This window comes from Alphaproteobacteria bacterium (assembly GCA_019635875.1).
Taxonomy (GTDB): Bacteria; Pseudomonadota; Alphaproteobacteria; order Reyranellales; family Reyranellaceae; genus JAFAZJ01.
On the sequence record JAHBYP010000002.1, the window covers coordinates 575,560 to 600,960 of the forward strand.

The window sequence follows — 25,401 nt, forward strand, 5'->3', positions numbered from 1 at the left end:
GCGGGCGGTCGGATGAGCCGGTCGGCTATCAGACCCGGGCCAGATACTGGCGCAGCGCATTGGCGCCGGGGTTTGTGTAACGCCGATCCAGCAGGATGGCGCGCGGCGAGGCGCCCTGGCCGTAGTACAGCGCGTTCCAGTCATTGTCGGGCTCGATGTACGAGCCTTCCAGCGCGCCACCGGCGAACAGGCCCGCGGCGGTCGAGAACGACACAATATCGGCGCCGACCGCCGTGGTCGTGGCGCCGGCGACGCCAGCGCCTTCGCGGGCGAAGGTCAGCCCGGCCTCGGCGCCGAACTTGAACTTGTCGTTCATCAGGGCGTTCAGGCCCTTGTCGGTCAGGATGATCAGCACGATCTCCTGCACACGGCCGCCGATCTGCAGGCCGATGCTGCCCGATCCCAGGGAATAGAACGCCGGAGACGACCAGTCGGAGCGGCCGCTGCGCGCCAGCATCACGGCGCGACCGCCGGCGCCGCCGATGATGAAGGCGGCCTGCGCGAAGGCCGGCATGATCATCACAGCACGTGCCTGCGGCATGTGCTTGCGCGCATCGGGTGTTTCCTTGCCCTCGATGATCTTCTGCGCCGTGCGCAGCGAATCGTTGACCAGCGCCTGGCGCTTGGCGTCGGCCAGCGCCGGGGCGCTGGCGCCGATGCCCAGCAGGGCGGTGCCACCGGCGATCGCGCCGCGGCGCGTCACAAGATTGGTGCGGATCGTCATGGTCGCGCTCCTTGGTTTGGCCACGCCGGCGCGGGGAACGCCGTGGGGCGTGGCAACTTCACAATACCACCAATGTCGGCCGGGAGCATGGCTAGGGCGCACGGCGGAATTGTGACGGCCGCCGGCGCGATTCACGCAGCCGTCATGATCCGCCGCGCCTGCGACACGAATCGCTCGACACTTTCCGGATCACCGCCCCGGGGTTGGAGAGCGACGCGACGGCCGTCGCGCAGGACCAGGGTGGCCCGCCACGCAGTGTCGGCACCGGCGCGCAGCTCGCCGATGTCATCGAAGCTCCAGCGCGCGTCGCGTCGAGCGAATGGCGCGTGCCGGGCGAGCTCGACGACACGGCGCACGCCGTCGACGCGACAGGTCGTGGTCCAAAGGGTCAGCACGCGCCACAGGCCGGCGGCCGAAACGACCAGGAGAAACGGCGCGAAGAGGGCCAGGGCGAGATCACCCCAATCGCCGCCGGGCTCGTAGAAGCGCAGGCAGAGCCAGGCGGTGAAGCCTCCGGCCACCGCCAGGAACGCGTTGAAGAAGCGCTCCACGATCGGGCGCTCGGTCAGGACAACGGACGTTTCGCCGGCGTCGACGCGCATCGGCGGCCAGTATAGCTAACTGGCGCGACGCAGCAGACGTCCATCGATCGCCGCAAGCCCCAGACCGATCAGCGCCATGCCGGCGAGCTGGCGCGGCTCGATCGTCTCGTCGAGCACCAGCACGCCCATCAGCACGCCGCTGACCGGGATCAGGAAAGTCACCAGCAGCACATTGGTGGCGCCTGCCGTCGCCAGAATGCGGAAGTAGAGCACGTAGCCCAGCGCCGTGCTGAGCAGCGCCAGGCCGCAGAGCGCTGCGACGGTGCGCGGGCCGGGCATTGCCAGGTTCCAGGGCGCATCAACCAGCAGGGCGACGGGCAGCAGCATGACCGTGGTGGCGCCGACCTGACCGGCGGCCACCACCAACGGCTTCACGCCCTGGCGGGCGAAGCGCCGGCCATAGAGACCCGCGAAGGCATAGGACAGTGTCGCGGCGATCACCGCGAGCTGGGCGGCGACATCACCACCCAGCCCGGCGAGCGCCATCGGCCCGATCATCACCGCGACGCCGGCGACGCCGGTCAGCGCGCCCGCGAGCTTGCGCGCATCCAACTTCTCGTCGGCGGTGAACACATGCGCCACCAGCACCGTCCACAGCGGCGTCGTGGCGTTGAGGATCGACGCAAGGCCGCTGCCGATACGCACCTGGCCCCACATGATCAGGCTGAAGGGAATCAAGTTGTTGATCAGCCCCATGGCGAAGAACGCCAGCCACACGGCGCGCTCCCGCGGCACCTGCAGGCGCGTGACGACGACGGCGAGCCACAGGGCGGCGCCCGCGAGTCCGACGCGCGCCAGCACGATGGTCAGAGGCGGCAACTCGGCGAGTGCGATCTTGCCGAACAGAAACGAGCCGCCCCACAGTACCGATAGCGTCCCGAGCAGCAGCCACTCGGTCGCTCCCATGGTCTGACGCGAAGAAGTCATCGTCGCTCCCGCTCGGCGAAAGCGCGACGAGACATGCCGCACGTTTCGCCCGCCATCCGGCGGACGACGGCGAATTGCTGGAGCCACGTGCGGCCAATCGAACGCAACTTTCATCCCCGGGGCCGTCCGCGGCCCCGGGGATGACCGAGGGAATCTGATGCTGCGCGCGTCGCCCTAGGCGCCCTTCAGCATCATCGGCAGGCCGGCAGCCATGAAGACGACGCGATCGGCGCGTTGGGCGACGCGGCGATTGAGCATGCCCTGCGCGTCGCGAAAGCGACGGGCGAGTGGGTTGTCAGGCACGATGCCCAGCCCGACCTCGTTGGCAACGAGCACGGTCTGGCCGGCGCGTGCGTCGAGCGCGGCCAGCAATTCGTCCGTGGCCGCATCGATGTCGCGGTCCCGATGCATCAGGTTGCTCAGCCACAGGGTCAGGCAGTCAACGAGAATGGCGCGCGCTTCGTCGGCGTGCCGGCGCAGCACCAGCGCGAGATCAAGCGGCTCTTCGATCGTCATCCACGCCTGGCCGCGCTCGGCGCGATGGACGGCGATGCGCTCGGCCATCTCGGCATCCCCTGCCTCGGCGGTGGCGACGAAAAGGCCGCCGCCCAGCAGCGCGAGCGCATAGCCGCTCTTGCCGGCGCGCGCGCCGCCCAGCACGAGCGTGACAGGCGCCGCCATCGTCAGGCGGCTGCGACGACGCGCGGCAGCAGGTTGGTGAAGACGATGCGCCAGGCGTGATCCGGGTCCGCCTGCTCGTAATGCTCGATCAGGGTCAGCGAGACGTTCTCGGCCTCGAAGCGCACCGCGGCATCGGCGCCCAGCCCCATTGCCAGCGCCAGCGCGGCGCGGATCGTGCCGCCATGGGTGACGGCGACGATGTCGCGACCCTTGTGCGTCTCGTTGATCTCGAGAATCGCCGAGCCGGCGCGCTGCATCAGGTCGACGAAGCTCTCGCCGCCTGGCGGCCGGTTGGTCGGCGGGCCGAGCCAGAAGAGATGGTTGTCGCCATGGTTGGCGGCGATGTCGGCATAGGTCAGGCCCTGCCACTGGCCGAAATGTTGCTCGTTGAAGCGCGGCTCGCGCAACGGCTCGCGCCAGTCCGCGCCGTGCGCGCGCAGCGTGTCGGCGGTCTTGATCGCGCGCGACAGGCCACTGGTCACCCACACCGCGCCGCGCGGCAGCAGCGCCGCCTGGTGACGGAACAGCGCGTGGTCGCTGACGTCGCAATCCATGTCGCTCTGGCCGTAGCAGCGGCCTTCCGGGTTGGGCACCACGGCATGGCGGACCCACCACCAGCGTGTCACCGGTGCCTTGTTGCTCGCCGCCGTCGCCATACGCCTACCTCCAGCCCACGCACATCGCCACAACGACCAGCGCGGCGGTCTCCGCCATCTGCTGCGTCGCGCCCAGGACGTCGCCGGTGTAGCCGCCGAAGCGTTCGCGCGCCAGCGGCACCATGCCCCAGGCGACGGCGAAGACGACAGCCGGGGCCAGCACCGCCGAGATCGGCGACACGCCCATCAGCATGAGGAAGGCGATGCCGCCGCCGATCGCCAGCGTGATGCCGACATCGCTGGTCGTCGGCTGCCCGACCCCGGCGCCCAGCCCGTCCCCGCGCGCCGGCTCGAGTGCGCCCATCGGCCAGGCGATCGCCGCGCGCGACAGCATGTGGGCCGCGACCAGCGCCAGCAGCGCGATGCCGGTGTCGCGCGCCGCCAGCTGCGCCAGGGCCGCGACGCGCACGCCGACGGAGAAGATCAACGCCAGCGCGCCGAACGCGCCGATGCGGCTGTCGCGCAGGATCTCCAGCCGCCGTTCGATCGAGGCGCCGGCGGGCCCGAGCGCGTCGGCGGTGTCGGCCAGCCCGTCCTCGTGCAGAGCGCCGGTGATCACGATGGCTGTCAGCAAGCCGACGAAAGCGGCGAGGATCGGTCCGGCCCCCAGCCATTGCGCGATCGCCAGATCGAGGCCGGCTGCCAGGCCGATGGCGAGGCCCAGTACCGGCAGGGTCGGTAGCCGCTGCGCCAGACGGAAGCGGGGCGCGCCGCTGAAGTTGAACGGCAGGCGCGTGAAGAAGGTCGCGGTCTCGCCAAGCGCCGCGAACCATTCCTCGACATTGCCCGGCCGCTGCGGGTTTTCGCTGGTCATGACGGGGCGATTGTAGGACAGTCCGCGCCCCTCCGACACGGCCGCACCCGCTTCCCCGTATGACCGCCCCTCAGGCCGCAACCTTCGCCGAGATGCGCGCGGTCATCGCGCAAATGCCGGGACCGGATGTCGCGGCGCAAACCAAGGCACGCTTGCGCCAGGCCGACCTCACCAAGCCGCCCGGCTCGCTTGGCCGGCTGGAGGAGATCGCCGAGTGGCTGGCGGCGTGGCAGGGCCGCGAGCGGCCACGCTGCGAGCGTCCCCGGGTCTGCGTCTTCGCCGGCGCCCATGGCGTGGCGGCGCGCGGCGTGTCGGCCTATCCGGCCAGCGTCACCCAGCAGATGGTGCGCAACTTCGTGGCCGGCGGCGCGGCGGTGAACCAGCTCACCGCGGCGATCGACGGTGACCTCAGGGTCTACGAGATGGATCTCGCCCACCCCGTGGCCGATTTCACCCAGGGACCGGCGATGGACGAGGCGCGCTGTGCGCGCGCCATGGCCTACGGCATGATGGCCGCCGAAACCGGAATCGACGTGCTGTGCCTGGGCGAGATGGGCATCGCCAATACGACCTCGGCCGCCGCTCTCTGCCTGGCGCTGTTCGGCGGCACGGCGGAAGACTGGGTCGGGCCGGGCACCGGCGTCGCCGGCGAGGCGCTCGCACGGAAGATCGAGACCGTGCGGCTGGGCGTCGAGCGCCATCGCGCCGTCTCGGGCGATCCGCTGGCGGTGCTGGCGGCGCTGGGCGGCGAGGAGATCGCCGCCATCGCCGGCGCCATCCTGGCGGCGCGCATGGGTCATATCCCCGTACTGCTCGATGGCTTTGCCTGCACCGCCGCGGCCGCCGTGCTGCACCGCCTCGATCCCGCCGCTCTGGATCATTGCCTCGTTGCCCATCGTTCCGCCGAACCGGCGCATGGAGCGCTGTGCGGGAGACTGGCGAAGCGGCCACTCCTGGATCTCGGCATGCGGCTGGGAGAAGCCTCCGGCGCGGCCCTCGCCGTGGCGCTCCTGAAGGCTGCCTGCGCCTGTCTCGATGGCATGGCGACCTTCGGTGAGGCCGGTGTCAGCGGCCGGAATGGAAGCTGAGCTATTGACACGCCCTTCGGCGGCAACGGTGCCGACCGATGCGAAGTCAGCCGATGCGTTGGGCCTCAGACCGTCGTCAAGGCGGCCGGCGAGGATCCCGTCAACCACGTGGTGATCTTCGCCAGCCATCGGGAGGCGTCGGCAGCGGCGCCCGCGAAACAGACGGCAACGACATCGCCGTCCAGACCGGCAACGTCACCGTCGCCTGTATCGGCTGATCGGCCGTTGCGACCAGCCCCGGCCGCCGCTTCGAGGAGCGCTCAGGGCTCATTCAGCCCGGTCATCGGCCCTGGCGGGCGTAGTGGTTCTCGATCACGGCGAACCACGGTCGCGCACCGTCGCGATCGCTCGGGGCAACCAGGCGGCCCGCTGCGTCGATGTCGAAAATGCTCAGCGTCACCGAATCGGCAACATTGCCGCCGATCGCCTCCAGCAGGCCGCGCGCCGGATCGACTCCCACGACGACGTCGCAGTGCGAGGCGAGGAAGTTGCCGTCAGGCCGGCGGAAATGGCCGATCGAGATCTCCGACACCGGCGCACGCGCCGACGGCCGGCGCGCCGCGCAGACCAGATCGCCGGGCTGCGGCACCGCTTCGAGATAGTGACGCAGCACGAAGGGTGCGTCGGGATCGCGCTGCTGGCGCTTCCAGATCGTCTCGAGATAGGCCGCATGGGCCGGGTGACCGCAGAAGGCCTTCGTGGGCACGCCGGCCTGGATCATCACCCACGACACGAACACCGCCGACCAGGGCCGCGCCGCGACCTGCTCGACCGGCAGCGACCAGCTCACCGAGCGCCAATAGGCCTGCACCCATTCCGGCCGATCGGTCTCGCTCAGGCCCGATCTCACCTCCTCGCCCTTGGCATCGCCCGCGCGATAGCGCCAGGTCTGGCGGCCGAAACGGTCCCATTCGCCGAACAGCAGGGTCGCGATGTTGCTGGCGTAGTCGCGGCCGGGCAGCGCCGTCCTCGGATCCCGGTACTGCTTGGCGGGTTCGCAGGCGGGCGGCGGCCCGGGCCGCTGCCCGGCGCAGGCGGCCAGCGCAAGTAGCAGCAGAAACGCGCCAGGCACGCCCGAAGAACGCATGCCGCCACTAGACACGAAGCCATCGATGCAAGGAAGCCCTGCGCCGCGGGACGCTTCACGACCCCGGCTGCGGCCCGCTAATCTCCGCCGCCAACGGGATGCGACCCAGGGAGAGCGATCATGGACGGCAACGACCAGATGACCGGTGCGGAGAGCCTGGTGCGCACACTAGTGAAGAGCGGCGTGAACGTCTCGTTCAGCAATCCCGGCACCTCGGAGATGCACTATGTCGCGGCCCTCGATCGGGTCGAGGGCATGCGCTGCGTGCTCGGCCTGTTCGAGGGCGTCTGCTCGGGCGCCGCCGACGGCTACTACCGCATGACCGACAAGCCAGCGGCAACCCTGCTGCATCTCGGACCGGGGCTGGCCAACTCGGCCGCCAACCTGCACAACGCCAAGAAGGCCGGCTCCGGCATCGTCAACATCGTCGGCGAGCACGCCACGCATCACATCAAGTACGACACGCCGCTGACCGCCGACATCGAGGGCATCGCCCGGCCGTTCTCGCACTGGGTCAAGACCTCGCCCAACCCCGGCACCGTGGGCAAGGACGGCGCCGCCGCGGTGCAGGCCGCCCGCCTGGGCTGCGGCCAGATCGCCACGCTGATCCTGCCGGCCGATTGCGCCTGGACGCCGGGCGGCGAGGTCGCCGAGCCGGTGCCGGTGCCGGCGCAGCGCAAGCCCGATGCCGACACGGTGAAGGCGGCCGCCAGGGCGCTGACCTCGGGTGAGCCGGCGATGCTGCTGCTGGGCGGCCGCGCGCTGCGCGCAAAAGGTCTGGAGCTGGCTGGCAAGATCGCCGCCAAGACCGGCTGCAAGGTGCAGGGCTCGGGCGGCACGGCGCGGCTGTCGCGCGGTGCCGGCCGGGTGCAGATCACCCGCCTGCATTTCGTCGTCGAGCAGGCGCAGGCCATGCTCAAGGGCATGAAGCAGATGGTGCTGGTCGGCGCCAAGGAGCCGGCAGCGTTCTTCGCCTATCCCGGCAAGCCGAGCATTCTGACCCCCGAGGGCTGCACGCTGACCAGGCTCTGCGCCGTTGAGGACGATTGCGAGGCCGCGCTCGAGGCGCTCGCCGCCGAGCTCGGCGCCACCGGCCTGCAGCCGGCCGGCGTGGCGCAGGCCAAGCGGCCGGAAAAGCCCAGCGGCAAGTTCACCCTGGATGGGCTGGGCCAGGCGCTGGGTGCCGTGCTGCCCGAGGGCGCTATCGTGGTCGACGAATCGGTGACCACCGGGCGCGGCTTCTTCCCGTTCAGCGTCGGCGCGCCGCCGCATGACTGGCTGAACAACATGGGCGGTTCGATCGGCTTCGGCGCCCCGGTCGCGGTCGGCGCCGCGGTGGCCTGCCCGGATCGCAAGGTCGTCTGCATGATCGGCGACGGCAGCGCGATGTACACGATCCAGGCGCTGTGGACGATGGCGCGCGACAACCTCGACGTCTGTGTCATCATCTTCGCCAACCGCTCCTACCAGATCCTCTACAGCCAGCTAAGCGATGTTGGCGCACCCAACCCGGGACCGCGCGCCATCGACATGCTGACCCTGGACCGCCCGACGCTGAAATTTGTCGAGCTGGCCAAGGGCATGGGCGTCGAAGGCGCCCAGGCGCACGACCTGGAGGCGCTCAACAAGCAGCTGCAATACGCCATGAGCACCAAGGGTCCGTACCTGATTGAAGTCGTGATGTAGTAGGAGGATCGGCGCCTCGTCGGCCTCCTCCCAGTGTTTTCAACGACTTCCATGAGCCGGCAGGACGCCGGCAGACCCATTTCCCGGTCTTTCGCTGCGGGTCGGCTCTTCGTATATTGGGGCCATGTCCTCCGAATCATCGCCTGATCGAAGTCCCGGCGCGGCCGGCGATGGCGGCCGATTGCGCCGTGTCTGGCGCCGGCTGCGTCGTCGCGACCGCGGCGAGGAAATCCGCGACGCCATCCAGGAGATCATCGAGAAGACACCGGAGTTGCGCGACGCGCCGGCCAACATGCCGGCGCTGGGCGGCGAGGAGCGCACGCTGTTCGCCAACATCCTGCGCCTGCGCGGCAAGACGGTGTCGGATGTCATGGTGCCGCGCGCCGACATCCTGGCCGTGCCGGTCGACACCTCGCTGGAGGACACCGTCCGCCTGATGCAGCGTGAGGCGCATTCGCGCTACCCCGTCTACCGCGAGTCGCTCGACGACACGATCGGCATGGTCCACATGAAGGACGTCATGCCGTATTGGAACGCCGGCCGGAAGTTCCACCTCCGCGACGTACTGCGCCGCGTGATCTTCGCGGCACCCACCCTGCCGGTGCTCGATCTGCTGCTCGACATGCGCCGCCAGCGCGTCCACATGGCGCTGGTGGTCGACGAGTTCGGCGGCACCGACGGGCTGGTCACCATCGAGGATCTGGTCGAGGAGATCGTCGGCGAGATCGAGGACGAACACGACGTCCAGACCATGGACAAGCCGGTGCCCAAGGGTGACGGCGTCTTCGAAGCCACCGGCCGCACCACCATCGAGGCCTTCGAGGAGGCACTGGGGCCGGCGCTGAACGAGGAGGAGCGCGGCGAGGTCGACACCCTGGGCGGCCTGATCTTCAGCCTCGCCGGCCGTATTCCCCTGCGCGGCGAGATCGTGCGCCACCCCAACGGGTTGGAGTTCGAGATCCTCGACGTCGACCCGCGCCGTATCCGCCGCCTGCGCGTGCGTCGCCGCTCGCCGCCCGATGGCCCGCAGACCATGGACCGCGGCAACGAATCGGGCTGATCAGCCTTGCGCTCGACTGCCCATTGGCACGGGCGTGTTTCGAACACATATTCGTCGCAATGAGGGACCCGTATTCCGTGCTGGGCGTGGCCAGGACGGCGTCGGCGGACGAGATCCGCAAGGCGTACCGACGGCTGGCCAAGCAGAACCACCCCGACCTGCATCCCGGCGACAAGGATGCGGAGGCGCGCTTCAAGGAGATCTCGGCGGCGCATGCGCTGCTGTCGGATGCCGAGCAGCGCAAGCGCTACGATGCCGGCGAGATCGACGCCAGCGGGCAGGAGAAGCCGCGTGGCTTCTACCGCGACCACGCCGGCCAGGCCGGCGGCCGCAAGTACGATCGGGGCTTCAATCCCGAGGACCTGCAGGGCTTCGGCGACATGTTCTCCGACCTGTTCGGGCGCGGCGGCTTCCGTCCCGGCATGGGCGGCCGCGGCGGCACCGTCGCCTTCACGTTGTCGATCCCCTTCCTGATCGCCGCGCGCGGCGGCAGGCAGGCCATCCAGCTGCCCGACGGTCGCCTGCTGGAGGTGACGATTCCCGAAGGCGCCGAGGACGGCGAGACCCTGCTGCTGAAGGGCCAGGGCATGCCCGGGGTGGAAGGCGCGCCGGCCGGCGACGCCATCGTCGAGCTCGACGTGCAGCCGCATGCGGTCTTCAAGCGCGACGGCCGCGATATCCGCGTCGACCTGCCGATCACCTTGGGCGAGGCCGTGCTGGGCGGCTCGGTTCGCACGCCCACCATCGGCGGGCCGGTGATGCTGAAGGTCACGCCCGGCTCCAACAGCGGCAAGGTGATGCGACTGCGCGGCCGCGGCCTGCTCGACCGCCGCACCGGCAAACGCGGCGATCAGCTCGTCACGCTGCAGGTGACGCTGCCGGAGCAGGCGGACGAGAAGCTCAAGGCATTTCTCGAGGACTGGCAGGCCGGCAAGGCGCATGACCCGCGCAGCCACCTGGAGGCGCTGACATGACGACTCTCGAAGAGTTGCTGCGCCTTCACGGGACGCTCACACCGGCGCGGATCGAGCGCTGGATCGCGGTCGGCCTGCTGCGGCCCGAAGGCGACGACGATCCGCCGCGCTTCGCCGCCATCGACGTGGCCCGCGTGCAGCTTCTGATCGAATTGCGCGAGGATCTGGCGATCGACGACTCGGCGCTGGAAGCGGTCGTGCCGCTGCTCGACCAGGTGCATACGCTGCGTCATCGTCTGGCGCGCCTTGCCGACGCCATCGCGCGCCAGCCCGAAGAGGTGCGCCGGGCGATCGCCGCGGCGCTGGTCGAGCGCTGACAACCCAAACGAAAGCAGCGGCGTGTCGCCACGCCGCTGCTCGTGATCCTCGCTCGTCGGACGACTACTTCTCGCCGAAGGCGCCCTTCAGTTCCTTCACCAGGTCGGTGCGCTCCCACGAGAAGCCGCCGTCCTTCTCCGGCTTGCGGCCGAAATGGCCGTAGGCGGCCGTGCGCTGATAGATCGGCTTGTTGAGCTGCAGGCCGCGGCGGATGTTGGTCGGGCGCAGCGGGAAGATGTCGGCGAGGATCTTCTCGAGCCGGCGTTCGTCGACCTTGCCGGTACCCTGGGTGTCGACATAGAGCGACATCGGATCGGCGACGCCGATGGCGTAGGCGACCTGGATCAGGCAGCGATCGGCCAGCCCGGCGGCGACCACGTTCTTGGCGAGGTAGCGTGCGGCGTAGGCGGCCGAGCGGTCGACCTTGGTCGGATCCTTGCCCGAGAAGGCACCGCCGCCGTGCGGCGCATAGCCACCGTAGGTGTCGACGATGATCTTGCGACCGGTCAGGCCGCAATCGCCGTCGGGGCCGCCGACGACGAAGTTGCCGGTCGGGTTGACGAAGAAATCGGCGTCCTTCCTGGGCATCCAGCCATCGGGCAGCGACTTGGTCACGTGCGCCCGGATCATCTCCTTGATCATGCCCGAGTTGTACTTCCTGCCCTTGGCCGTCGCCTCGCGATGCTGCGTCGAGACCACGACCTTCACCGCGCCCACCGCCTTGCCGCCGGCGTAGCGCACGGTGACCTGGCTCTTGGCGTCGGGCTGCAGGTCGGGCAACTCGCCCGAGCGGCGCGCCTCGCTCAGCACCTGCAGGATCTTGTGCGAGAAGTAGATCGGCGCCGGCATGAACGAGCCCTTCTCGTAGGCCTCGCTGTCGCGGCAGGCGAAGCCGAACATCAGGCCCTGGTCACCCGCGCCTTCCTGCTCGCCGAGATTGCCGCCCTTCTTCTTGGCGTCGACGCCCATGGCGATGTCGGGCGACTGGCCGTGCAGCAACACCTCGACATCGGCGCCGTGGAAGGAGAAGCCGTCCTGGTCGTAGCCGATGTCGCGCACCACGCCGCGGGCGATCTCGCTCAGCGCCTCGCGGTTGACCACGGTGTGGCCGCCGTACTTGCGCATGAACGGCGCCTGCGCGCGGCCCTCGCCGGCAATGACGATCTTGTTGGTGGTGGCGAGCGTCTCGCAGCCCAGGCGGGTATTGGCGTGGCTGTCGTCGGCGATGCCGAGCTTCACGTCGTTGGCGATGAAGGCATCGAGGATGGCGTCGGAGATCTGGTCGCAGACCTTGTCGGGATGTCCCTCGGAGACGGATTCGCTGGTGAAAATGTAGTCCTGAAGCGCCACGGCAGGGCTCTCCTTGCTTCTTCGTTCTGGACCGGGATCGAGCCGGACCCGTGGGGGACACGGGGCGCGCCGTCGACCGCTTAGCCATTTTTTTCGTGGTGGCAAGGGGCCCGAAATCCATCCACGGCCGGCCGGCCCTTCCGACAGGCGGTCGACGGGCCATAGAAAGACGGAGAGAGGGCCGGAAATCAAGCGCTTCCGGGCTGATTTCGGGGACTTACGGTCGCGGCCTCACGGGCGCGTACGCGTTCGCGATGCACGATGTAGAGGCCGGCGCCGACCAGCAGGGTCATGCCGGCCCAGGTCAGGCCGTCGGGTATGTGGTTCCAGACCGCCCAGCCGATGATTACTGCCCAGACCAAGCCGCTGTAGCGGAAGGCGCCGATCACTGAGGCTTCTCCGGCGCGCATCGCCAGCACCACCCAGTGATAGCCGATGGCCAGGAACAGCGAGGCGCTGCCGAGCAGGGCCCATTCACGCCAGCCCATCGGCCGCCAGTCGTCGATCGCTGCCATGGCGCAGCCGAACAGGCCGACCGACAGCGCGTTGGCGAAGGTGATGACCACGGAGGGCACCTCCGCGCCGATGCGCCTGGTGTAGATGTCGCGGAAGGCGTGCAGGCCGGTGGCGCCGAAGGCCAGCAGCGCCCACCAGTTCAGCCCTTCGGGCGAGGGCCGCACGATCAGCAGCACGCCGACGAAGCCCACCGCCACCGCGCTCCATCGCCGCCAGCCAACGGCTTCGCTGAGCCACAGCACGGCCATCACGGTGATGAAGATCGGCGTCGCCATGTTGATCGCCGTGGCGGTGGCGATGGGCAGGGCGAACAGCGCCAGCAGATAGGAGAAGGTGCCGGCGATATCGAGCGCGCAGCGGCCCAGCAGGCTGGGCTCGCCGAGCCAGCGCAGCTCGCGCAGCGGCGTGCTGGCCAGCAGCACCGCGCCGATCCACAGCGATGCCATCATGCCGCGCACGCCAACCACCTGGCTCGCCGGCATGCTCTCACTGGCGATCTTGATCAGCGTGTCGTTGACGATGAACACCGACATCGCCGCCGACATGAGCGCAATGCCGCGCCGGTTGGCCGCCAGAACGCCGGCGGCATCGCCCGTCATTGCGGACATGACGCGATACTCTTACGCCGGCGGCAGCTTCTTGAAGACCTCGACGATCGGATCGAGCAGCGCAGCGTCGGGCTGCTGCCGGCTGCCCTGGGCGTAGCGCACGTAGTCGGCGCACAGCATGCGCATCAGCGGCGCGAAGGGCTCCGGCGCGTGCTCGAAGAACGGCTTGAGCTTGGCCACGCCCTCTCCTGCCGCGGTGCAGGCGTCGCGCATGCGCTGCTGGCCGGCGAGCAGCCGGCCCTCGGCGCCCAGCGACAGCGCCAGATCGGGAATGAACTGCTCGGGCGTGGCGCGGGCCAGCCCGCGATAGACGATGGTGCCCTCCTGCGCCGCCATCAGCGCCTCGTCGAAGCGCTCGGCCGCGCCCAGCATGGTCGCCAAGGTGTTGAGCGCCAGTGCGAGATCGGGCGTCAGATCGGGTGTCTCCCCGGCCAGCGCGCGGCGCAACTCGACGGCTTCCTCGGCCGGCTTCACCGCCTCGTGCACCTGACCCACCGCGTTGAGCATGGTGGCGAGCGCGTTGAGCGAGGCGGCGAGGTCGGGCCGCGCCTTGGGATCGCCGGCAGCTCGGCCGCGGTCCTGCTCGACCTGGTGCGTGACTGCAGCCAGCACCTCCTCGGGTGAAGGCTCCTGCTGCTCGGTGCTGCTCATGCCTTCTCTCCCGCCATCTTCATCAACAGCGCCCAGTGCGGGTCGCTGACCGCGACCACCGACAGCCGGCCCTGGCGCACGAGGCCGAAATCCTTGAGCTTGGCGTCTTGCTTGATCGCCTTCAGCGTTACCGGCGTCTTCAGCGGTTTCACCGCCTCGAGATCGACCATGCCGAACTTGCCGGTCTCGTCGGTGTGGTCGGGATAGTACTCCTTCGCCACGCGCACGATACCGACGATCTCCTTGCCGTCACCAGAGTGATAGAAGAAGGCGAGGTCGCCCTTCTTCATCGCCTTCATGTTGGCTGCGGCCTGATGATTGCGAACGCCGCTCCAGAAGGTACGCTTGTCCTTGACCATCTGGTCCCAGCCATAGGTCGACGGTTCGGACTTCACCAGCCAATGGGCCATGTCACTCCCCTTCGCCGCGCAGCGGACGGGCCAGCAGTGCGCGGATGGTCGCCTCGACGTCGGCGCCATGATGCAACACATGGGCGACGGCGGTACAGATCGGCATCTCGACGTCGTGCCGGCGCGCGACCTCGGCCACCACCGGTGCCGTGTAGAACCCCTCGGCGACCGAACTGCGCGCCGCCAGGAAGTCAGCGGCCTTCGCGCCCTCGCCGACGGCGACGCCCAGCGAGCGGTTGCGCGACAAGGGCCCGTTGCAGGTCAGGGTGAGATCGCCCAGACCGGCCAGACCGGCCATGGTTTCGACCCTGGCGCCCATCGCCACGCCCAGCCGCGCCATCTCGGCGAAGCCGCGCGTCAGCACGGCGGCGCGCGCGTTGTCGCCCAGCTTGCGGCCATCGGCGATGCCGCAGGCGATGGCCAGCACGTTCTTCACCGCGCCACCCAGCGCCGCGCCGGTCAGGTCGTCGCTCCAGTAGGGCCGAAATGTCGCCGTCGCCAGCGTCCCGGCCATCGCGCGTCCCAGCGCGGCATCGGCGCAGGCGAGCGTCACCGCCGTCGGCAGGCCGCGCGCGACCTCCTCGGCGAAGGTCGGTCCCGACAGCATGGCCACCGGCCGGCCCGGCATCGCCGCGCCCACCGCGGCGGGCATCAGGGCGCCGGTGGCGGTCTCGATGCCCTTGGCGCAGATGATCACCGGCACGCCCTGCGCGAGGTGGCGATGCAGCTCCGACGCCATCGCGCGGGTGACCTGTGCCGGCGTCACCAGCAGCACGATGTCGGCGCCCAGCCCGGCCAGATCCGCAGTGGCGCGGATCGCCGGATCGAGCGCGTGGCCGGGCAGGAAGGCGGTGTTGCGGTGGTCGCGGCCGATCTCGGCCACCACCTCGGGCTCGCGCGCCCACAGGGTGACGTCGCGCCCGGCGCGGCGCGCGGTCATCGCCAGGGCCGTGCCCCAGGCGCCGCCGCCGACGATACCGATGCGGGAGAAGCCGGGCCGGTCCATCCCCTCTTGTACCCGCCCCGGCCATCCACCGGCCAGAAGCTTGCGGCGGTCGAATCGCGATGTTACGTGGCGATGATGCGGCCTTCCCCTTCTGCCGCGCCAGCCGGCCGTTCATGGCCACTGCGCTGACAGCGCCCCCCGCCGCGCCCGATCTGCGCGATGCGGTTCGCCGTGTGTGGTTCGGCTCAGCGCTCTATCCGCTGTTCCTGCGCACGAGGCCGCCCGGCGCCTTCTTCGCCGTGGCGCCCGATCCGTGGCCAGGCGACCCGGCGCGCGCCGACACGCTGCTCGCCGGACAGTTCGCCGCCTACGGCCGCACGGGCCCGTTCGAGGGCGAACCCTGGCAGCGCGCCGACGCCGACCCGCTGTGGCTGGCCGAGCTCAACAAGTTCGAGTGGCTGCGCGACCTGCGCGACGCCGGCCAGCCGCTGGCCGCCAACATGGCGGCGGCCAAGGTCGACGAATGGATCGCGGCGAACCCGCGATGGTCGCCGATCGCCTGGCGCGCCGACGTGCTGTCGGTCCGCGTCGTCATGTGGATCCGGCACTTCGATTTCCTGGCGTCGGGCGCCACCGAAGGCTTCGCCGCGCGGCTGGTCGCCAGCCTGGCACAGCAGCGCCGTCACCTCGAACGGCTGATCCCCGGTGGGCTGGCCGGCACCCGCCTGCTGGCGGCGATGAAGGCGGCGGCGATCGTCGACCTCGCCTTCATCAAGGCCGGGCCAGAGCACGACCGCGCGCTGGAGCGTTCGCTGGCGCGCCTGTCGCGCGCGCTGGCGCGCATCGTGCTCGACGACGGCACCATCGCCGAGCGCAGCCCGCGCCAGCAATTCGTCGCGCTGCGCCATCTCATCGACCTGCGCGCCTGCCTGCTGTCGGCCGACCGCACCGGGCCACCCACCCTGCAGGCGGCGATCGAGCGCGCTTCGGGCATGCTGCGCTTCTTCCGCCATGGCGATGGCGGGCTGGCCTGCTTCAACGGCTCCGACGAAGGCGATCCGGCGTTGCTCGACCTCGCGCTGGCGCGCACCGGCACGACGGCGCGGCCGCCCAAGGAAGCCCCGCGCGGCGGCTTTCAGCGTCTGGCCGCCGGCGCCGCCCAGGTGATCGCCGATACCGGCATGCCGCCCGGACGCAGGCTGGACCTCGAAGCCCATGCCGGCACGCTGTCCTTCGAGTTCTCGCTCGGCAGCGAACGCATGATCGTCAATTGTGGCGCCTATCCCGGGCTGGCGGCGGAGTGGCGCTCGACCATGCGCTACACCGCGGCGCATTCGACGGCCGTGGTCGACGACACCAATTCCTCCGAGGTCATGCCCGACGGGCCGCTGGAGCATCCGCCGGCCCATGTCGCGGCCAAGCGCTTCGAGCGAGACGGCGCGCTGTGGCTGGAGCTCAGCCACGACGGCTGGCGCTCGCTGTTCGGCGTCGTGCACAAGCGGCGCCTGTGGCTGTCGCCCGACGGCACCGATCTGCGCGGCGAGGACACGCTGGCGGGACCGGAGGGCAAGCGCGTGAAGAAGACCGCCTCGGGGCGCAAGTTCGCCGTGCGCTTCCACCTGCATCCCGACGTCAAGGCGTCGCTGGCGCAGTCCGGCGCCAGTGCGTTGCTGCGGCTGCCCTCGGGCCAAGGCTGGCGTCTGCGCGCCAGCGGCGGCACCATCGGTCTGGCGGAAAGCGTCTATCTCGGCGACGGCCAGCGCATCCGCCGCGCCGCGCAGCTGGTGCTGACCGGCGCGCTGGGTCCCGACGGCGCCAAGATCAAATGGGCCTTCACCCGGGTCGAGGGCTGATCGGCGTCCAGCATGCGCGAGTTGGTCCTGCTGCCCGGCTTCATGTGCGATGTCGACCTGTGGAGCGACATGATGCCGATGCTGGCGGCGCTGGGCCGGCCGCATTTCGGCAATGTCTACGAGGACGATTCGCTCGACGGCATGGCAAGACGCGTGCTCGCCGAATCGCCGCCGCGCTTCGTCCTGATCGGCTTCTCGATGGGCGGCTTCGTGGCGCGCATCGCCACCCTGATGGCGCCCGAACGCGTCGCCGGCGTCGCCTTCATCTGCAGCTCGGCGCGCGCGCAGTCGGCCAGCGAGGACGCGCACAAGCAAGCGCGCATCGACGCGCTCAACGCACCGGGCGCGCGCGGCGGCTCGGCGCGCAGCTTCTCGCAGGCGCTGCATCCGGATCGCGAGCGCGATCCGGCCCTGCTCGAACGGCTGCGCGGCATGACACGCCGGCTGGGCAAGACGGTGATGATCCGCCAGCTCACGCCCGCGCGCGCCGACGGCTACGTCGATCTCGAGCGCATCACCTGCCCGTCGCTGGTGATCGCCGCGCGCCAGGACCGCCTGCGCCGCTTCGAGGAAACCGAGCGCATGGCCAGGCACCTGCGCGACGGGCGCTTCGCCGTCGTCGAGGATTGCGGTCACATGGCGCCGCTGGAGCGCCCGCGCGAGCTGTCGACCCTGCTGACGGACTGGATCGCCGATACCGGGCTGTAACCGCTACTCCGGCTTGACACCCGCGAGCTTGGCGACGTCGCCCCAGACCTTCAGCTCGGTCCTGATGCGGGCGGCGAAGACATCTGGCGCCTCGCCGCCGGTCTCGCTGGCGAGATCGGCGATCTTGGCCTTGACCTCGGGCTCCGCCAGGACCGCGGCGCAGTCGGTGTGGAGCCGCTTGGCGAGCGCCGGCGCCATGCCGCCCGGCCCGAACAGCGAGAACCAGGCCGGCCGCGCCAGATCCGGGATGCCGACCTCGGCCATGGTCGGCACGTCGGGGATCACCGACAGTCTCTTCTCCGTGGTCACCGCCAGCATGCGCAGGGCGCCGCTGCGGTGGTGCGACATCGCCGTCAGCGGGCTGGTGAAGCCGACCGGGATGTGGCCGCCGATCAGCTCCTGAAGCATCGGCGCAGCGCCCTTGTACATCACGTTCTCGATCTGCAGGCCGCTCTTCACCCGGAATAGCTCGCCGGTCATGCGGGTGGTGTTCTCGGTGCTGCCCCATTGGTACTTGCCGGGGTTGGCGCGCGCCAGTTTGAGGAACTTGTCCATAGAATCGAGGCCCGTCTTGGTCGAGCCGACCAGGGTCAGGCCGCTCATCACCAGGGTCGTGATGGCCGTGAAGTCCTTCTCGGTGTCGTAGGGCAGGTTCTTGTTGGTGAACGGGTTGATGACGTGGGCGCTGGTCATGATCAGCAGCGTGTGGCCGTCGGCCGGCGCGCGCGCGACGATCTCGCTGCCGAGGATGCCGCTGGCGCCGCCCTTGTTGTCGACCACCACGGTCTGCTTCCAGCGTTCCGACAGCCTGGGTGCGAGCAGCCGGGCGACGATGTCGGTGCCGCCACCGGCCGGATAGGGCACCACGACGCGCACCGTCTTGCCGGGAAAATCCTGCGCTCGGACCAGCGCGGGCGCCGCCAGCAGGCCCGCCATCGCCATGCCGCCGCGCGCCAGCACGCGCCGCCTCGACCATCGATTGTTCGCCATCTCCACTCTCTCCCTGTCGCGTCTGTCTTGGCTGTCGGCCGCACAGGTATGTCATAACCGCCGGATCATCCACAATCCGTCGCATCCACGGGGCGCCGGTGTTTGCTATAGAGCGCGCGAAAATCCCTTCGCCGCCGGAAAGCCGCCATGTCCGCCCCCGCCCAGGTCCAGCCTTCGCCCACCCCCGACCTGGCGCGCATCGGCCGCGCCCTGGTCTCGGTGTCCGACAAGGAGGGGCTGGTCGAGTTCGGCCGCTTCCTCGCCGCCCAGGGCGTGGAGATCCTGTCGACCGGCGGCTCGGCCAAGGCCCTGCGCGACGCCGGCGTGAAGGTGGTCGAGGTTTCCGACCACACCGGCTTCCCCGAGATCATGGATGGCCGGGTCAAGACGCTGCAGCCTGCGATCCATGGCGGCATCCTCGGCCGGCGCACCGACGCCACGCACCAGAAGGCGATGACCGATCACCGCATCGCGCCGATCGATCTCGTCGTGGTCAACCTCTACCCGTTCGAGGCCACGGTGGCACGCGGCGCGGACTACGCCACCTGCGTGGAGAACATCGACATCGGCGGCCCGGCGCTGATCCGCGCCTCGGCCAAGAACCACGACTTCGTGACCATCGCGGTCGATCCGCAGGACTACGCTGCGATCCGCGCCGAGATGGAGGGCAATGGCGGCGCCACGACGCTCAAGCTGCGCCAAACTCTCGCCGCCAAGGCCTATGCGCGCACCGCCGCCTACGACTCGGCGATCGCCGGCTGGTTCGCCGGACAGCAGGGCGAGACCTTCCCCGAGCGCCTGACCATTGCCGCCACGCGCGTGCAGAGCCTGCGCTATGGCGAGAACCCGCATCAGCAGGCAGCGTTCTACAGCGACGGCAGCCGGCGCCCCGGCGTCGCCACGGCGCGCATCGTCCAGGGCAAGGAGCTGTCCTACAACAACATCGGCGACACCGAGGCGGCCTACGAGTGCGTCGCGGAGTTCAACGAGCCGGCGGTCGTCGTCATCAAGCACGCCAACCCGTGCGGCGTGGCGGTCGCGAAGAGCCAGTACGACGCCTACCTCAAGGCCTATGCCTGCGATCCGGTGTCAATCTTCGGCGGCATCGTCGCGATGAATACGACGCTCGAGGCGCGCACGGCCGAGGACCTTTCCAGGCTCTTTCTCGAGGTCGTGATCGCGCCTGACGCGACCGCCGAGGCACTGGAGATCCTCGCCAGGCGCAAGAACGTGCGCGTGCTGCTGGCCGGTTCGTTGCCCGATCCGTCGAGCGCCGGCATGACGCTGAAGAGCGTCGCCGGCGGCTACCTCCTGCAGACCCGCGACAACGGCAAGCTCGGCCGCGCTGACCTCAAGGTGGTGACCCGACGGGCGCCGACGGCCAAGGAGCTCGACGACCTGCTCTTCGCCTTCACGGTGTGCAAGCACGTGAAGTCCAACGCCATCGTCTACGCCCGGGACGGCGCCACGGTGGGCGTCGGCGCCGGCCAGATGAACCGCCGCGATTCCTCGCGCATCGCCGCCATCCGCGCCGCCGAATCGGGCGAGATCGCCAAGTTGGCGCAGAGCCCGGCGATCGGCAGCGTCGTCGCCTCGGACGCCTTCTTCCCCTTCGCCGACGGCCTGCTCGCCGCCGCCGAGGCCGGCGCCACCGCCGTGATCCAGCCCGGCGGCTCGATGCGCGACAAGGAGGTGATCGAGGCCGCCGACGAGAAGGGCCTGGCCATGGTCTTCACCGGGATGCGTCACTTCCGGCACTGAGGCCGTCCGGATCGCGCTTGGGCTGATCGCGCCGCTGGACTACCCTTCGCCGAGGACCGGCCGACGACGCCGGCGGGGGGCGTGGGGAATATGGCGCGTGGCACGACGATGGCGTTCATCGGCGATCTGATTTTCGACAGCAGATGCAGCGCCGCGGCGGCGGCCGGACGACCGCAGGACGTCTGGGGAGACGTGCTGCCGCTGCTGCGCGGCGTCGACGCGGTGATCGCCAATCTCGAGGTGCCGCTGACCGACTGGCCGCGGCGCTGGCGGGGCACGTTCAAGCCGGTGCGGCTGCGCGCGGCGCCCGCCGCGGTGAGCCTGCTGAGCGCCGCCAACATCGCCTTCGTGAACTTCGCCAACAACCACACGCTGGATCGCGAGGCCGAGGGTCTGGCCGAGACGCTCGGCCTGCTCGACGGCGCCGGCATCGCCCGCGCCGGCGCCGGGCTCGATGCCGAGGAAGCGGCGCGGCCGGCGCTGTTTCAGGTCGCCGGCACGACCATCGGCGCCATCGGCCTGACCGACAACACGCCGGCTTTCGCCGCCGGCCCCGGCCGGCCGGGCAGCAACTACATGCGCATCGACGACGATGCGCCCACCATGGCGCGCATCGCCGCCGATGTCCGCGGCCTGCGCGAAGCCGGGGCGCGCACCGTGATCCTGAGCGCCCATTGGGGTCCAAACCTGAGGCCCTGGCCGCCGGCCCGCTTCCGCCGCTTCGCGCGCGCCGCCATCGATTGCGGCGTCGATGTCTTCCACGGCCACTCCGCGCATATCGTGCAGGGCGTCGAGCGGCGCGGCGACGGCGTCATCCTGTACGACACCGGCGACTTCATCGACGACGTCTGGTGGTTCCCGTTCCTGCCCTTCTTCACCGGCGGCGTCTTCCTCGTCGATTTCGTCGACGGCAAGGTGAGCGGCCTGCGCGTCGTGCCTGTCGTGCTGCATCCCGGCCGGGTGCGGCTGGCGCGCGGCGCCTTCCACCGCCGCATGATCTCGCGACTGGCCCGGCTGTCGCCGCCGGGCGGCCGCGCCGAGCACGCCGCCGGCGACGCCGCGCATTTCATCGCCGAGCCGGTGGCGGCGGCAGGCGAGGCCTAGCGCCATGCCGCACGGGCTCTCGCGACGGCGGGCATTGGCGGCGATCGGCGCGTTCGTGGCGGGCCCGGCCGCGGCGCAGCTGCCGGCAGCGCCGCGCGATCTGTCCTTCCGCGTCTCGCGCCAGGGCAGCCCGATGGGCAGCCTGCGGCTGGCCTTCGCCCGCGACGGCGACCGCCTGATCGCCCGCACCCTGGTCGAGCTGTCGGTCTACGTCGCCTTCGTGCGGGTCTTCCGCTACACGCACGATGCGACCGAGATCTGGCAGGGCGACCGGTTGCTGTCGCTGCGCGCCGAGACCTATGACGATGGCCAGCGCTACAGCGTGCGCGCCACGCCGCAGGGCGACAACCTGCGGCTCGAAGGTCCGGCCGGCGCGCGCATGGTGCCGTCGCGCTCGCTGACCTCGAACTCGGTGTGGCATCCCGCCTTCGTGCGCCAGCGCAACGTCATCGACTGCGAGAAGGCGCGTTTCGAAATCGTCACGGTCGAAGCGCTGGGCCAGCGCGTGCTGCCGGTGCTGGGCGCGCAGCGTCTCGCCAACGGCCACCGGGTCACCGTCTCCTATGCCCGCGGCGAGACCTGGCACGATCAGGCCGGCGAGTGGGTCCATAGCGTGTTCCAGACCAAGGGCGAGACGCTGACCTACGAGCGCGACGGCTGAGGGAGAACGGCCATGGAAGGCAACGAGATTCGGCGCTCGACCGCCGCCTACTTCCTCGACGGTCTCAACGAGATCGGCATCGACTTCCTGTTCTGCAACTTCGGCACCGACCACGCGCCGCTGATCGAGGAGATGGCGGCGGCGCGGCGCAACGGCCGCAAGCTGCCGGGCATCGTGCTCTGCCCGCACGAGAACACCGCGGTGCACATGGCAGCGGGCTACGCCCTGGCCACCGGGCGCGGCCAGGGCGTCATGGTGCATGTCGACGCCGGCACCGCGAACTCGGCGATGGCGCTGCACAATCTCTGCCGCGCGCGCATCCCGGTGATGCTGATGGCCGGCAAGGCGCCTTTCACCACGCGCGGCGAGCTCTTGGGCTCGCGCGACACCTACGTGCATTTCGTGCAGGAACCGTTCGACCAGGCAAGCGTCGTGCGGCCCTACACCAAGTGGGAATACAACCTGCCCTCGGGCGTGATCGTGAAGGAGGCGCTGCGCCGCGCCCATACCGTGATGTCGAGCGATCCACGCGGCCCGGTGTATCTCACCTTCCCGCGCGAGACCTTGACCGAGCTGTGGTCGGAGAGCGCCATCCGCTCCTATCCCGGCGAACGCTTCGGACCGGTCGCGGCCAGCGGCGCCGACGCCGCCACCATCGACGTGCTGGCGGACAGGCTGCTGGCGGCGGAGCGGCCGCTCCTGATCACCGCCTACTCCGGCCGCAACCACGCCACGCCCGCCATCCTCGATCGCCTGGCGCGCTTCGCCGGCATCCGCGTCGTCGAGTTCAGCCCGCTGCACCTGAACATGCCGCAGGACTCGCCCTGCCATGGCGGCTTCGCGGCGGGCAGGCATGTCGCCGAGGCCGATGTAGGCCTGCTGGTCGATGTCGACGTGCCGTGGATCCCGCAGGACACACCCGACGATCCGCGCACCTGGTGGGCGCATATCGACATCGACGCCGAGAAGCGCGCCATGCCGATGTGGACCTTCCCCGGCAATCTGCGCATCCAGGGCGACAGCCATCGCGTGCTGGCAGATCTGCTGGCGGCGCTGGAGACGCGCGCCGATGCCGGTTTCCGCGAGCGTGCAGCCAAGCGCGTGGCGGCGCTGGATGATGAACAGACCGCGCGCCGCAAGCAGGCCGCCTCGCTCGCCGCCGACGCGGGCACGCCGGGACAGATCAACCCGCACTTCCTTTGTGCCGCCGTGGCGAAGGCGCTGAAGCCCGAGGACATCATCCTCAACGAGGCGATCCGCAACGGCCCCGTGGTTTTCCAGCAGGTGCCGCGCACCCGGCCGGGCACCCTGGTGGGTCTCGCCGGTGGCGGACTGGGCTTCTCCGGCGGCATGGCGCTGGGCCTCAAGCTTGCCATGCCGGAGCGCACCATCGTGCAGTTCGTCGGCGACGGCACCTTCTATTTCTCCAACCCGCAATCGACGGCTTCGGTCGCCAGCCAGTACGGCCTGCCGGTCTTCACCGTGGTGCTCGACAATTCCGGCTGGGGCGCGGTGAAGGCCGCGACCCTGCGCGTCTATCCCGAGGGTGAGGCCAAGGCCGAGGGCGAGTTCGGTGCAAGGCTCTCGCCGCACATGGACTTCGCCAAGGTCGCCGAGGCCAGCGGCGCGTATGGCGAGCTGGTCTCCGATCCCCGAGTGGTCGAGGCCGCGATCGCACGCTGCCTCGATGCGGTGCGCAACGGCCGCTCCGCGCTGCTGCACGCCAAGGTCACCAGGATCTGAGGAAGGCCATGACCCTCTCCGTCGAAGCCCTCGATCATCTCGTGATCAACGTGCAGGACGTCGAGACCGCGGCGTCGTGGTACGAGCGCGTGCTGGGCATGAAGCGCGTCGTCACCGAGCCGCGGCCGGGCCGCACGGTGACCTCGATGCATTTCGGGCGGCAGAAGATCAACCTGCGCCCGCACTGGGCGACGCAGGAGCAGTGGTTCACCGGCCGCGCCATCGCGCCGGGCAGCGACGATCTGTGCTTCCTCACGCGCTCGACGCCGCAGCAGGTCGCCGATCACTTCAGAAGCTGCGGCGTGGCGATCGAGGAAGGCCCCGGCGAGAAGCTCGGCGCCATGGGCGTCATCGTCTCGGTCTATTGCCGCGACCCCGACGGCAATCTGATCGAGGTGTCGTCGTACAAGTAGAGCCACGCCTGGTCATCCCGAGCGCAGCGACGGATCTACGGCCGGCCGTAGATCCGTCGCTGCGCTCGGGATGACCAGGCGTGCCTCAGCGACTGGCCAGCAGCTCGATCGTCTCGATCACGCCGGTCGCATCGGCGAGGTTCCTGCCGGCGATGTCGAATGCGCAGCCATGCGCCACCGAGGCGAACAGCACCGGCACGCCGAGGATCAGGGCCGAGGCGCGCAGCGGCGAGATCAGCTTGATCGGGATGTGGCCCTGGTCGTGGAACATCGCGAGATAGACGTCGTGCCGGCGCTGGCTCAGCAGCAGGTCGGCACCGACCGGCCCGTCGACGGCGAGACCCTCGCGCCGCAATCGCGCCACCGCAGGCTTGGTGACGCGTTCGTCGTCGTCGCCGAACAGCCCGTCCTCGCCGGCGTGCGGGTTGATGCCGAAGACGCCCAGGCTGGGTGTCGCGACGCCGAGCATCCTGGTGGTCGCCACAGCGGCATGCGCCGCCGACGCCACGAGCTCGGGCGACAGCCGCGCCAGGGCGCGCACCACCGATTCGTGCAAGGTGACGTGCGCGATGCGGATGCCCTTGGCCACCAGCATCATGAAGGCACGGTCGCGCGGCGTGCGCGTGGCATCTGCGACGAGCCCGGCATAGCCGCTGAAGGGAATGCCGGCGCGATTCACCGCGGTCTCCGAGTGCGGGCAGCCGATCACGGCGTTGATGCGGCCCGCCTCGGCCAGGCGGATCGCGGCCTCGGCATAGGCGACGGTCGCCTTGCCGGCGCGCGGGTCGAGCTGGCCCGGCGCATAGCCTGAGGGGTCGAGGCCGGGCGCGTCGACGAACTCGGGAACGGGCACGCCCAGGCGCGCGGCCGTATCGCGGATCACGAAGCCATCGCCCACCAGCACCGCGCCGGCGAAGCGTCGCGCCGCCTTGATGGCGATCTCCGGGCCGATGCCGTTGGGATCGCCCAGCGCGATGCCGATGCGGGTCACTCCCGTGTCGTCCTGAGCGCAGCGAAGGACCTTGCGGTGGTGCGCATGATCACAATGCCTCGGATGATCGCAAGACCGC

At 70.1% G+C, this 25,401-nt stretch carries 26 protein-coding genes; 12 read left to right on the plus strand and 14 right to left on the minus strand.

Annotated features, from left to right (window positions below; genetic code table 11):
- Positions 1-28: 28 nt before the first annotated feature.
- The 6 genes from KF889_08945 to cobS all read right to left on the minus strand — a co-directional run bounded on the left by KF889_08945 (position 29) and on the right by cobS (position 4,404).
- A complete protein-coding gene (locus tag KF889_08945; GenBank protein MBX3499558.1) occupies positions 29-724 on the minus strand; it encodes a lipid-binding SYLF domain-containing protein in 696 nt (231 codons plus the stop codon).
- A gap of 131 nt (positions 725-855) precedes the next feature.
- Positions 856-1,326, minus strand: a complete 471-nt coding sequence (locus KF889_08950) for a hypothetical protein (protein MBX3499559.1) — start codon at positions 1,324-1,326, stop codon at positions 856-858.
- 15 nt (positions 1,327-1,341) lie between these two features.
- Complete coding sequence (locus tag KF889_08955) at positions 1,342-2,232, minus strand: DMT family transporter (protein MBX3499560.1); 891 nt, start codon at positions 2,230-2,232, stop codon at positions 1,342-1,344.
- 195 nt (positions 2,233-2,427) lie between these two features.
- The gene (gene cobU, locus KF889_08960; protein MBX3499561.1) at positions 2,428-2,934 is read right to left on the minus strand and encodes a bifunctional adenosylcobinamide kinase/adenosylcobinamide-phosphate guanylyltransferase; all 507 of its coding nucleotides are present in this window, start codon (positions 2,932-2,934) and stop codon (positions 2,428-2,430) included.
- Positions 2,935-2,936: 2 nt separating this feature from the next.
- On the minus strand, positions 2,937-3,590 hold the full coding sequence (locus KF889_08965; protein ID MBX3499562.1) for a histidine phosphatase family protein: 654 nt from the start codon (positions 3,588-3,590) through the stop codon (positions 2,937-2,939).
- A 4-nt stretch (positions 3,591-3,594) separates the two neighbouring features.
- Positions 3,595-4,404, minus strand: coding sequence for an adenosylcobinamide-GDP ribazoletransferase (cobS, locus tag KF889_08970; GenBank protein MBX3499563.1), 810 nt, complete (start codon positions 4,402-4,404; stop codon positions 3,595-3,597).
- 59 nt (positions 4,405-4,463) lie between these two features.
- Here cobS and cobT point away from each other — a divergent pair, with 59 nt between their 5' ends.
- Entirely contained in the window at positions 4,464-5,492 is a 1,029-nt protein-coding gene (gene cobT / locus KF889_08975; protein MBX3499564.1) for a nicotinate-nucleotide--dimethylbenzimidazole phosphoribosyltransferase, read from the plus strand.
- A gap of 280 nt (positions 5,493-5,772) precedes the next feature.
- Here cobT and KF889_08980 read toward each other — a convergent pair whose 3' ends face one another.
- Positions 5,773-6,579: a DUF2272 domain-containing protein gene (locus tag KF889_08980; GenBank protein ID MBX3499565.1), complete on the minus strand. Its 807-nt coding sequence runs from the start codon at positions 6,577-6,579 to the stop codon at positions 5,773-5,775.
- 138 nt (positions 6,580-6,717) lie between these two features.
- Here KF889_08980 and KF889_08985 point away from each other — a divergent pair, with 138 nt between their 5' ends.
- From KF889_08985 to KF889_09000, 4 genes are all read left to right on the plus strand, one after another.
- A complete protein-coding gene (locus tag KF889_08985) occupies positions 6,718-8,265 on the plus strand; it encodes an acetolactate synthase large subunit (GenBank protein MBX3499566.1) in 1,548 nt (515 codons plus the stop codon).
- Between the two features lie 124 nt (positions 8,266-8,389).
- Complete coding sequence (locus tag KF889_08990) at positions 8,390-9,325, plus strand: HlyC/CorC family transporter (protein ID MBX3499567.1); 936 nt, start codon at positions 8,390-8,392, stop codon at positions 9,323-9,325.
- Between the two features lie 59 nt (positions 9,326-9,384).
- The gene (locus tag KF889_08995) at positions 9,385-10,299 is read left to right on the plus strand and encodes a J domain-containing protein (protein MBX3499568.1); all 915 of its coding nucleotides are present in this window, start codon (positions 9,385-9,387) and stop codon (positions 10,297-10,299) included.
- A complete protein-coding gene (locus KF889_09000; GenBank protein ID MBX3499569.1) occupies positions 10,296-10,616 on the plus strand; it encodes a hypothetical protein in 321 nt (106 codons plus the stop codon). The genes KF889_08995 and KF889_09000 overlap by 4 nt, the downstream gene beginning before the upstream one ends.
- 64 nt (positions 10,617-10,680) lie before the next feature.
- Here the strand turns inward: KF889_09000 and metK are convergent, their stop codons facing one another.
- The 5 genes from metK to KF889_09025 form a co-directional block, all read right to left on the minus strand.
- Positions 10,681-11,967, minus strand: coding sequence for a methionine adenosyltransferase (metK, locus tag KF889_09005; GenBank protein MBX3499570.1), 1,287 nt, complete (start codon positions 11,965-11,967; stop codon positions 10,681-10,683).
- 188 nt (positions 11,968-12,155) lie between these two features.
- On the minus strand, positions 12,156-13,091 hold the full coding sequence (locus KF889_09010) for a DMT family transporter (GenBank protein MBX3499571.1): 936 nt from the start codon (positions 13,089-13,091) through the stop codon (positions 12,156-12,158).
- A gap of 12 nt (positions 13,092-13,103) precedes the next feature.
- A complete protein-coding gene (locus KF889_09015; GenBank protein MBX3499572.1) occupies positions 13,104-13,742 on the minus strand; it encodes a tetratricopeptide repeat protein in 639 nt (212 codons plus the stop codon).
- Complete coding sequence (locus tag KF889_09020) at positions 13,739-14,152, minus strand: EVE domain-containing protein (protein MBX3499573.1); 414 nt, start codon at positions 14,150-14,152, stop codon at positions 13,739-13,741. Before KF889_09020 ends, KF889_09015 begins: the two co-directional genes overlap by 4 nt.
- Position 14,153: 1 nt before the next feature.
- Positions 14,154-15,158, minus strand: a complete 1,005-nt coding sequence (locus KF889_09025; protein ID MBX3499574.1) for an NAD(P)-dependent glycerol-3-phosphate dehydrogenase — start codon at positions 15,156-15,158, stop codon at positions 14,154-14,156.
- Positions 15,159-15,217: 59 nt separating this feature from the next.
- Between KF889_09025 and KF889_09030 the strand changes: the two genes are divergently transcribed.
- Together KF889_09030 and KF889_09035 are read left to right on the plus strand one after the other, a co-directional pair.
- Positions 15,218-16,951, plus strand: a complete 1,734-nt coding sequence (locus KF889_09030) for a heparinase II/III family protein (GenBank protein ID MBX3499575.1) — start codon at positions 15,218-15,220, stop codon at positions 16,949-16,951.
- A gap of 12 nt (positions 16,952-16,963) precedes the next feature.
- A complete protein-coding gene (locus KF889_09035; protein ID MBX3499576.1) occupies positions 16,964-17,659 on the plus strand; it encodes an alpha/beta fold hydrolase in 696 nt (231 codons plus the stop codon).
- A gap of 3 nt (positions 17,660-17,662) precedes the next feature.
- Here the strand turns inward: KF889_09035 and KF889_09040 are convergent, their stop codons facing one another.
- A complete protein-coding gene (locus KF889_09040) occupies positions 17,663-18,649 on the minus strand; it encodes a tripartite tricarboxylate transporter substrate binding protein (protein MBX3499577.1) in 987 nt (328 codons plus the stop codon).
- A 147-nt stretch (positions 18,650-18,796) separates the two neighbouring features.
- On the opposite strand from KF889_09040, the gene purH reads away from it, so the two are divergent.
- The 5 genes from purH to KF889_09065 all read left to right on the plus strand — a co-directional run bounded on the left by purH (position 18,797) and on the right by KF889_09065 (position 24,331).
- On the plus strand, positions 18,797-20,410 hold the full coding sequence (gene purH / locus KF889_09045; protein ID MBX3499578.1) for a bifunctional phosphoribosylaminoimidazolecarboxamide formyltransferase/IMP cyclohydrolase: 1,614 nt from the start codon (positions 18,797-18,799) through the stop codon (positions 20,408-20,410).
- A 90-nt stretch (positions 20,411-20,500) separates the two neighbouring features.
- The gene (locus KF889_09050) at positions 20,501-21,514 is read left to right on the plus strand and encodes a CapA family protein (GenBank protein ID MBX3499579.1); all 1,014 of its coding nucleotides are present in this window, start codon (positions 20,501-20,503) and stop codon (positions 21,512-21,514) included.
- 4 nt (positions 21,515-21,518) lie between these two features.
- Positions 21,519-22,175: a hypothetical protein gene (locus tag KF889_09055; protein ID MBX3499580.1), complete on the plus strand. Its 657-nt coding sequence runs from the start codon at positions 21,519-21,521 to the stop codon at positions 22,173-22,175.
- 12 nt (positions 22,176-22,187) lie between these two features.
- The gene (locus KF889_09060; GenBank protein ID MBX3499581.1) at positions 22,188-23,918 is read left to right on the plus strand and encodes a thiamine pyrophosphate-requiring protein; all 1,731 of its coding nucleotides are present in this window, start codon (positions 22,188-22,190) and stop codon (positions 23,916-23,918) included.
- An 8-nt stretch (positions 23,919-23,926) separates the two neighbouring features.
- Positions 23,927-24,331 (plus strand): VOC family protein, encoded by a 405-nt coding sequence (locus tag KF889_09065; GenBank protein MBX3499582.1) that lies wholly within the window; start codon positions 23,927-23,929, stop codon positions 24,329-24,331.
- Between the two features lie 85 nt (positions 24,332-24,416).
- On the opposite strand, the gene KF889_09070 is transcribed toward KF889_09065, so the two are convergent.
- A complete protein-coding gene (locus KF889_09070) occupies positions 24,417-25,322 on the minus strand; it encodes a 4-hydroxythreonine-4-phosphate dehydrogenase PdxA (GenBank protein ID MBX3499583.1) in 906 nt (301 codons plus the stop codon).
- Between the last annotated feature and the right edge of the window lie 79 nt (positions 25,323-25,401).